The 9286-nt window shown below is 62.7% G+C and carries 8 protein-coding genes and 2 pseudogenes; all 10 read left to right on the top strand.

The window, feature by feature from the left end:
• Positions 1–588, top strand: a 588-nt coding sequence (locus ASD01_RS32150; RefSeq protein WP_280138796.1) for a flagellin, incomplete at its 5' end; no start/stop codon positions are given.
• Positions 589–877: 289 nt separating this feature from the next.
• Positions 878–1202: pseudogene (locus ASD01_RS32145) on the top strand (flagellin N-terminal helical domain-containing protein); the annotation flags it as partial.
• Position 1203: 1 nt separating this feature from the next.
• A pseudogene (locus tag ASD01_RS32140) lies at positions 1204–1542 on the top strand (flagellin N-terminal helical domain-containing protein); the annotation flags it as partial.
• 1 nt (position 1543) lies between these two features.
• On the top strand, positions 1544–2300 hold a 757-nt coding region (locus ASD01_RS32135; RefSeq protein WP_156623715.1), incomplete at its 5' end, for a flagellin.
• A 377-nt stretch (positions 2301–2677) separates the two neighbouring features.
• The gene (locus ASD01_RS32130) at positions 2678–3652 is read left to right on the top strand and encodes a flagellin N-terminal helical domain-containing protein (RefSeq protein WP_034800723.1); all 975 of its coding nucleotides are present in this window, start codon (positions 2678–2680) and stop codon (positions 3650–3652) included.
• Positions 3653–4103: 451 nt separating this feature from the next.
• Positions 4104–4757 carry a hypothetical protein gene (locus tag ASD01_RS32125; RefSeq protein ID WP_034801362.1) on the top strand — a complete coding sequence of 218 codons (654 nt, stop codon included), beginning with the start codon at positions 4104–4106 and terminating at the stop codon, positions 4755–4757.
• Positions 4754–6025, top strand: a complete 1272-nt coding sequence (locus tag ASD01_RS32120) for a MotB family protein (RefSeq protein WP_034800725.1) — start codon at positions 4754–4756, stop codon at positions 6023–6025. The genes ASD01_RS32125 and ASD01_RS32120 overlap by 4 nt, the downstream gene beginning before the upstream one ends.
• 5 nt (positions 6026–6030) lie before the next feature.
• Positions 6031–7332, top strand: coding sequence for a chemotaxis protein MotC (gene motC, locus ASD01_RS32115; protein ID WP_034800729.1), 1302 nt, complete (start codon positions 6031–6033; stop codon positions 7330–7332).
• Complete coding sequence (gene fliK / locus ASD01_RS32110; protein WP_034800731.1) at positions 7329–8744, top strand: flagellar hook-length control protein FliK; 1416 nt, start codon at positions 7329–7331, stop codon at positions 8742–8744. Before motC ends, fliK begins: the two co-directional genes overlap by 4 nt.
• Positions 8695–9252, top strand: coding sequence for a transglycosylase SLT domain-containing protein (locus ASD01_RS32105; protein WP_034800733.1), 558 nt, complete (start codon positions 8695–8697; stop codon positions 9250–9252). Before fliK ends, ASD01_RS32105 begins: the two co-directional genes overlap by 50 nt.
• Positions 9253–9286 lie beyond the last annotated feature (34 nt).

Here is a 9286-nt window from a genome sequence, read left to right as displayed (position 1 = left end):
CTCGTGAGCATTGCCAAGTCGGCCTCGTTCTCCGGCGAAAACTGGGTTTACACCGACCCGAACAACGCTGCCGGCACGAAGTCGGTCGTTGGTTCGTTCAACCGCGACGCCAAGGGCAATGTCAGCCTGACGACGCTGCAGTACGACACCAACAAGAGCTCGCTGATCGAAGTGAACGCTTCGGGTGCCAACGTCACCAACGGCACGGGCCTGCTCTCCAGCAACATCTCCTACACCGACACGACCGGTGCGACCGTATCGCTGACCTTCAGCGTTCTGTCGCTCGACATCACCAGCATGACGAACGGCGCTCTGTCGCAGGCTCTGTCGGGTGTTGACTCGGTCCTGACCCAGATGACCGACGCTGCCGCCGACCTCGGTGCGCTCAACAGCCGTATCGATCTGCAGAAGGGCTTCGTCGAAAACCTCTCGGACTCGATCGAGAAGGGCGTTGGCCGTCTCGTCGACGCCGACATGAACGAGGAATCGACCCGCCTGAAGGCTCTGCAGACGCAGCAGCAGCTCGGCATCCAGGCACTGTCGATCGCCAACTCGAACTCGCAGAACATCCTGTCGCTGTTCCGTTAATCGACGGGTTGAAAGGGGGCGGGCCACGGTCCGCACCCGATGCAAAATACGAAACCGCGCTTCGCAAGAGGCGCGGTTTTTCTTTGTCGCCAATGCACTGATAAAACTTCGAAAAGTTTCTCTGGGTTTTAGGGTTCGTTAACCACGATGGTGTTTGTTGTAACCATCGAAACGACGGGTTGACCCGAACAGATTAAAGCGTCAGCAGGCATGAGGCTGACCGTCGTTTCCCGGTAATCCCGGAATGTCCCTTTCCATTTCATCTTTGCCAACAAGGGGCACTCAGCCAATGACGAGCATTCTGACCAACTCTTCCGCCATGGGCGCACTCGCCACCCTGCGTTCGATCAACTCCTCGATGGAAACCACCCAGGAGCGCATCTCCTCGGGTCTGCGCGTCGCCACCGCGGCTGACAACGCCGCTTACTGGTCGATCGCGACCACCATGCGTTCGGACAACAAGGCCCTCTCGGCCGTTCAGGACGCCCTCGGCCTCGGCGCTGCCAAGACCGACGTTGCTTCGTCGGCCATGGAAAACTCCAAGGACGTCGTCGACGAAATCAAGAAGAAGCTGGTACCCGCCAGCGAGCCGGGCGTTGACAAGAGCAAGATCCNGTTCAGGACGCCCTCGGCCTCGGCGCTGCCAAGACCGACGTTGCTTCGTCGGCCATGGAAAACTCCAAGGACGTCGTCGACGAAATCAAGAAGAAGCTGGTAACCGCCAGCGAGCCGGGCGTTGACAAGAGCAAGATCCAGAAGGAAATCAAGGAGCTGCAGAACCAGCTTCTGAGCATTGCCAAGTCGGCCTCGTTCTCCGGCGAAAACTGGGTCTTCACCGACCCGAACAACGCTGCCGGCACGAAGTCGGTCGTTGGTTCGTTCAACCGCGACGCCAAGGGCAATGTCAGCCTGACGACGCTGCAGTACGACACCAACAAGAGCTCGCTGATCGAANCGTTCAGGACGCCCTCGGCCTCGGCGCTGCCAAGACCGACGTTGCTTCGTCGGCCATGGAAAACTCCAAGGACGTCGTCGACGAAATCAAGAAGAAGCTGGTAACCGCCAGCGAGCCGGGCGTTGACAAGAGCAAGATCCAGAAGGAAATCAAGGAGCTGCAGAACCAGCTCGTGAGCATTGCCAAGTCGGCCTCGTTCTCCGGCGAAAACTGGGTTTACACCGACCCGAACAACGCTGCCGGCACGAAGTCGGTCGTTGGTTCGTTCAACCGCGACGCCAAGGGCAATGTCAGCCTGACGACGCTGCAGTACGACACCAACAAGAGCTCGCTGATCGAAATGAACGCTTCCGGCGCGTTCGTCACGACCGGCACGGGCCTGCTCTCCAGCAATATCTCCTACACCGACACGACCGGCGCGACCGTAGCGTTGACCTTCAGCGTCATGACGCTCGACATCACCAACATGACGGGCGGCGCTCTGTCGCAGGCTCTGTCGGGTGTTGACTCCATCCTGACCCAGATGACCGACGCTGCCGCTGACCTCGGTGCGCTCAACAGCCGTATCGATCTGCAGAAGGGCTTCGTCGAAAACCTCTCGGACTCGATCGAGAAGGGCGTTGGCCGTCTCGTCGACGCTGACATGAACGAGGAATCGACCCGCCTGAAGGCTCTGCAGACGCAGCAGCAGCTCGGCATCCAGGCACTCACGATCGCTAACACCAACTCGCAGAACATCCTGTCGCTGTTCCGTTAATCGATCGACCGAACATGACGGGCGATCCTCGCCCGTCACTTCGAAAAGAAGCCGCACATCCCCCGTGGATCGTGCGGCTTTTTCGTTTTGCGCTCCGGTATTCCATGCCCGCCAGGCGTACCGTATGCCGCCGGCATTCGTTCCATGGGTGACGGTACGCATCTTAACGCTTCGTCCATCTTCCCTTATTTTTGTTCACCTTTGTTACCGACTTCCTAACGGCATTAACCATTTGTTAACTATGAGATCGTTACATATTGGTTAAGAGCGAAGGGTCGCCTCCAGGGCAAAACAGGGGCGATTCGCATGATGCCAGTCCCATCGCTGCCGGTAACACTCCGGAATGTCCTTAGGAATTCATTCGGGACAGGTGACCAATGACAAGCATCATGACCAACACCGCCGCCATGGCGGCTCTCCAGACATTGCGTTCGATCAACTCCGACATGGCGGAAGTCCAGGACCGCATCTCCTCGGGCTACCGCGTGCAGACGGCTGCCGACAACGCCGCCTATTGGTCGATCGCGACCACCATGCGCTCCGACAATGCCGCGCTCTCCACCGTTCAGGACGCCCTCGGCCTCGGCGCCGCCAAGATCGACACGGCCTATGCGGCGATGAATTCGTCGATCGAGGTCGTCAGCGCGATCAAGAGCAAGCTCGTCGCGGCGAGTGAGCCGGGCGTCGACAAGCTGAAGATCGACAAGGAAATCACCGAGCTCAAGAACCAGCTTATCTCGGCCGCCCAGTCCGCATCCTTCTCCAGCGAAAACTGGCTCTACAACGCCGCCACAGCTCCGGTCGGCACGAAGTCCGTCGTGGCCTCGTTCAACCGTGACGCCAACGGCAATGTGTCGGTCACGACGCTCGACTTCGACACCTCGCAGTCGATGCTGATCGACAAGCAGAACGCGAGCCGAGGCATCCTGACCAGGAACTACGACGCCTCCCAGCTCACCTCTCCGCCCGGCACGGCGGGCGCGCGCCTGTACCACCTGATCGGCGCACCGGCGACGACGCCGATCGGTACGACGGCGGAAGTCAAGCTGACCGCATCGACGACGCCTGCCGAAATGGCCGATATGATCAGCGTCGTCGAACGTATCCTCAACCAGCTGACGGACGCCGGCTCCACGCTCGGCGCCATCACCAAGCGCATCGAGTTGCAGGAGGGCTTCATCGCCAACCTGATGGATACGATCGACAAGGGCGTCGGTCGTCTCGTCGATGCCGACATGAACGAGGAATCGACACGGCTGAAGGCGCTGCAGACGCAGCAGCAACTGGGCATCCAGGCGCTCTCGATCGCCAACACCAATTCCGAAAACATCCTGCGCCTGTTCCAGCAGTAAGGCGCAGCGGAGGACAGCGGCCGGAAGCGGCCGCCGATCCGCCAAACTGAGCCCATCACCCCGCATGCGGGTAACGGCACTTTGAGTTCTGCCACGTCGTCGGTCACGGCACCCGGTGGAAACGGTTGGACCGCGCTAATTGCCCTGGCGCGGTCCAACACATTCATTTTCGCACAAGTTTGACCGAATAGCCTTCCCTCGCAGTCCTGTCGGATGACTGCCGGCCAAAATGACCTTTGCGCCGCCGCCTGCATCAGATCGCTCCGGGAACAACCGACCCCGGATCACGCTGATGTACGTCAAGAATGCTGGGTCTGCCGTATCCGACGGTCGGGCCCGAGGGAGACATGTCAGCAGTGCCAGGAGCAATGGAAGTCCGCGCCAGGGAGCGCCACCTCTCAAGCAGATGGGGATCGCCGCATTGCCGCAGGTCCGCTGCAGGGGGCCGGCCATGAGTGCAATGCTCTCCCGTTATCTCAAGGACTTCAGCGCACCGAAAGTCGAGCTGTCGTTGATGCCTCCGAAATATTTCCCCGATCTGGATACCGACTATGCCGATGGCGAGCGCCTCGGCGCGAGACCAGCCATGCCGGAAATCGATATCGACGCCGAACGCCGGCGCGCCTTCGCCGAAGGGCGGGCCGAGGCGACCGCCGAACTCGTCTTCGAACAGGAAAAGCAGATAGCCGAACTTCAGGCGGCGCACGCGGCCGAACTCGAGGCGCTGACGCGGCGCTTCGAAGAGGAAACCGCGATCCGTCTCGCGCTGCGCATCGACGAAATGACCGAGGGGCTTGCCGTCGCACTCGGCGATCAGGCCGCCCGCGTGCTCGCGCCCGTCATGGGCGATGCCCTCATGCAGCGCGCCGTTGCCGATATGGCGCAGATGCTGCGCCAGGGACTTGTGGCCGGCGAAGGCTGCACCATCGTCGTCAAAGGCCCGGCGTCTCTCTTCGAGGCGCTGAAGCGCCAGCTCGGAGAAGACATGCCGTCCTTGCGGCACGTCGAATCCGACGATGTCGATCTCGCCGTCGAGATGGATGGCACCATCCTCGTGACGCGCATGGCCGCTTGGGCCGATACAGTTCGGAAAGTTCTCGCATGAGCGACGAAAACCACCACAACGGCAAGCACGAGATCATCATCGTCAAGCGCCACAGCGGCAGCCATGATGGTCACCACGGCGGCTCCTGGAAGATCGCCTATGCCGACTTCATGACGGCGATGATGGCCTTCTTCCTCGTGATGTGGCTGATCAATGCCGCCAACGAAGAGACGAAGGCGGCGATCGCTTCCTATTTCAACCCGGTGCAATTGACCGACCAGAAGCCTGCCGAACGTGGCCTGAAGGACCCGGCCAAGGATGCGCAGGGCGAAGAAACGCAGCAACGTTCGAAGGTTGACGGCGAGCAGGAAAAGTCCGGTGGCTCGGCCAAAACCGGCGATCAGCTGACGGCGACGTCGGGCGAAGAGACGAAGTACTCCGACGCCGACTTCTTCGAAAACCCCTATTCCGTTCTTTCCGAGATTGCGCGCGAGGTCGGCCAGCAGGCCAACATCAGCGTCAAGGGCGAGGGCGGTGCGGCCCAGTCCGGCCCGGCCACCGGCGCCGATGGCGGCGAAGCCTATCGTGACCCGTTCGATCCGGACTTCTGGACCAAGCAGGTCGAAGTGAAGGACGCCGGCAACACTGCCGAAACCGTTGCTGCCCTTGCCGACAAGTCGACGGAGCCCGCAGGCGCGACGCCGGCCGTCAAGAAGTCTGAGGCGGACGCGTCGCAGGAGCCGCATGAAGCGGCCGACAAGCAGGCCGGTGACGGCAAGGACACCGATACGGGAGCTGGCAAGGACCCGGCGGACGCCGCAGCTGGCGAAAAGCCGAAGACCGAGGTCGCCGAGGCCGACGCCAAGGAGCAGGCGGCCGAACTTCAGGCCGAGTTGAAGAAGCAGCTTGCCGGCGAGGCGGGTCAACTGGCCGAGGGACTTGTCGTGACACCCGCTGAAGGTGGCCTGATGGTGACGATCAGCGAGCGGACCGATGCGCAGATGTTTGCCATCGGCTCGGCCGTGCCGCAGAAGGAACTGGTACTGGCGATGGAAAAGATCGGCCGTCTGCTGGCTGAGCGTCAGGGTGTGGTTGCAATCCGCGGCCATACCGACGGCCGTCCCTTCAAGGATGGCACTTATGATAACTGGCGCCTCTCCGCCGCCCGCGCCCAGAGCGCCTATTACATGCTCGTCCGCGGTGGCCTGAAGGAAGATCGCGTCAGCCAGATCAGCGGCTTCGCCGACCGGCGGCTGCAGATCCCCGGCGATCCCTACGCCCCGGGTAACCGCCGCATCGAGATCCTCTTGCAATCGGCTCCGGGTTAAGCGCCATGCTGAGACGCCTGCGAACCGCTCTGATGGCCTGCTGTGTGCTGGCGACCCCCGTTTTAACCGGAGGTGCCAGGGCGAACGATATCGAGGAGCTCGCACCCTTCAAGATGATCCGGTCGCTGCAATATGTGCAGGACTCGGTCGTCCTTGGCGACCATTCGGCGATCGAAATGCAGCGCTTCATGCTGGGCGCCATCGACAAGCGCCTGCGTGCGGCCGACGCGGCGGTCTTCCGTGATCCGCGCAACGTCGATGCGGCGCTGGTCTATGCCATGAGCGGCGGCAATCCGGAGACGCTGAAGTACCTTGCGGATCACGATGTGGCCGGGAACTTCGATTCCCGCGTCACCGAGGCGCTGACGCAATATCTGAATGGCAAGGGCGGCCTGATCGTCGAGAGCCTGTCCAAGGCCGCGCCTGAGTACCGCAGCGCCCGCATCGGCCCCTATCTCTACCTCATCCTCGGCAACGCGACATCGCAGCAGGATCCTGTGGGCGCGATGAAGTACTACGACTGGGCCCGTCTCGCGGCCCCGGGTACGATCATCGAAGAGGCTGCCCTGCGTCGCTCGGTTTTCCTCGCGGTGCAGGCGGGCGACGCGGACAAGGGCTTCCGCTATGCGCTGACCTATGCCCGCCGCTACCTGACCTCCCCCTATGCCAGCCAGTTCGCGGATGTCTTCGTCGAACTCGCCGTCGCCCATTTCGATGGCGGGGCGCAGGGGCGAATTTCGGAGATCCTGGGTTTCATGGACGCGCCGCGCCAGCGCGAAGTCTTCCTTCGCGTCGCCCGCCGCGCGGCGATCGCCGGCAAGCAAGAACTCGCAAAGCTCGCGTCTGAACGCGCCGAGGCGCTCGGCGCAGACGGCGCGCCGCAGCCGAAACTGCTTGCCAGCTTCTATGCCGGATTGGCCTCGGTGCCTTCCAATGACGTGTTTGCCGCGACGGCGAGCCTGGCGGCGATATCGGATGCGGAGCTTTCGCCGCGCGACCGCGCCTTGCGCGACGCTGCAAAGGCGGTTGCGGACGCCGTCGTCCGGCCACCTGTCGGTGAAAGCCTCACGCAAGCGTTTGCGTCTAAACCCGATAGACCGGTTGAGGCGAACGCGTCGGCCGCAAGCGAGGAAACTGGCAGCGGCATGAGCCCCTTTGGAAGCGGGCAGACCCCGGCGGTTGCGCCGGAGACCGTGGCCGCATCCGGCGCTGACGAGGTGGCGGACCCGAAGCACGATGGCTTCGTGGCGAAAGGACGATCGAAGATCGAAGAGATCGACGCTCTCCTGAAGGGAGAAGACAAATGAGGGCTGAGGACACCCTGCGCATGCCTCCGACACCTGTCGGCACGGGAAGCGGACGAGCGGGCGGCAAGGAGCAGGCCGGTGGTGCATCGGCCGGCGCGTTTGAAGATGCCGTGGCCAATGCCGGGCGGCAAAGAAACAACGACCAGCCGGGTTCAGGCAAAGGCGGCAACGACGCCGCTGCCGGCAGCGACGCGGAGGCGGGAGCCTTGATCGACAAGGACAATATTGCCAAGGCCGCGGGCAGGGCTCTGACACGCAGCATCAGCCTTGGTCGCAACGACCAGTTCGACGAACACGCGCTGCGCGACCATTTCCAGGCGGCCGAGCGCGGCGTTGGCGGCAAACGTGCCGTCGACAAGACCGATCCGGCCAAATCGGCTGCCGTGTCCGATGATCTGGCTCAAGTGGAGGTCGATGAAGAACTCGCCAAGCGCATTGCCACCTTGACGAAAGGCATTGGCAAAGCGCCGGCAGATGGCGCCTCGGTCGATGGCGACGTCAACGCCGGCGGCGAGGGCGCTGAAGCCAAGCAGACAGCTACAGCGATGGACGATCTGCTGACGCTGCTGGGCGGTGCCCAGGCGACGCAGCCTCAGGGACAGGCGGCGGCCGCGCGCCAGGCAGCGGATGGCCAGATTGAAGGCGCGGCGCCCGTTGCCGGTGGCAGCGAGCATGGCGCGAAAGCCGAGGCACAGGCGGGCGAGAACGACCCCGACCGGCTCTTCCGCTTCGCCCGGGCTGACGGCAAGGGACAGGCCGTTTCCATGAGTCTCTCGAAGGACGGTGATGCGGCGTTCGACGCTGCCCGCTCGCAAGGCTCCGCCAAGGTCGAGAATGTCACCGTGCTCGAGGCCCGGCGTTATCTCGGCATCTCGATGAGCCCGAACACCAGCGCCGTGGCAGACGCCATCGCCGGTGAGGCCACCACTTCCCTGCAGCCAAGTGCTGCACTCGGTCAGCCGGGCGCGTGGACGCAGGCCGGCAAAACGCTCAACACCCTGAAGATCCAGCTTCACCCGATCGAGCTTGGCCTTGTCACGGCCACGCTGCGCCTGAAGGATGACGAACTGCAGGTCGAGCTGAAGGTCGAGAACGGCGACGCCTTCCGGCAGTTGCGCGACGACCAGAACGACTTGGTCAAGGCGCTGCGCGCTCAGGGCTTTGCGGTCGATCAGGTGAACATCGTATTCAACTCCGGCGGCGACACGTCGTCCGGCGGCGGGTCGCAGGCGCAGGCCCAAGCCCAGGCCGGGCAGCAGGGCCGAGAACGCGCCGATGGCAACGGCCAGGGACGACAGCAGCGACAGGACGACAGCCAGTCTTCGGCGGCGGAAAGGTGGGTTGGCAATGGCGGGACGGACGATGCGGCTGCCGGCACTGAGCGCTCTCGTACTGGTCACGTCTACATGTAGCGCTTTTGCCAGCGCGGACGCAGGCGTCTGCGAGCGCGAGATCATCAGCGCAGCGGCGAAGTACGATATCCCGGCCGGGATCCTCTATTCGGTCGGGCTGACCGAAACCGGCCGCAAGGGATCGCTTCAACCCTACGCGATGAACATCGAAGGCAAGGCCTATTTCGGTAGCAGCGAGCAGGACGTTCTGACCCAGTTCGGCAACGCGCGGGCACAGGGTGCCAAGCTCATCGATCTCGGCTGCATGCAGATCAACTATTACTTCCATGGCGAGCATTTCAGCTCGCCGCAGGAGATGCTTGACCCGCGCAAGAATGTCGAATATGCCGCGCGCTTCCTGGCCAATCTCCATGCGAGGCACGAGACCTGGACAATGGCCGTTGCGCGCTATCACGCAGGCCCGAACAACGACCCGGCGCAGAAGAAATATGTCTGCCGGGTGATCGCGAATCTCGTCGCGACCGGCTACGGCAAGTGGACGCCGAACGCCACGCAGTTTTGCCAATAAGCAACCATCAATTGTATTAGCATCCCATTTGCCG

Source organism: Ensifer sp. Root423 (assembly GCF_001426275.1).
Taxonomy (GTDB): Bacteria; Pseudomonadota; Alphaproteobacteria; order Rhizobiales; family Rhizobiaceae; genus Ensifer; species Ensifer adhaerens.
The sequence above is the reverse complement of the archived record's forward strand: the minus strand, read 5'-3'. Positions and strand labels throughout refer to the sequence as shown.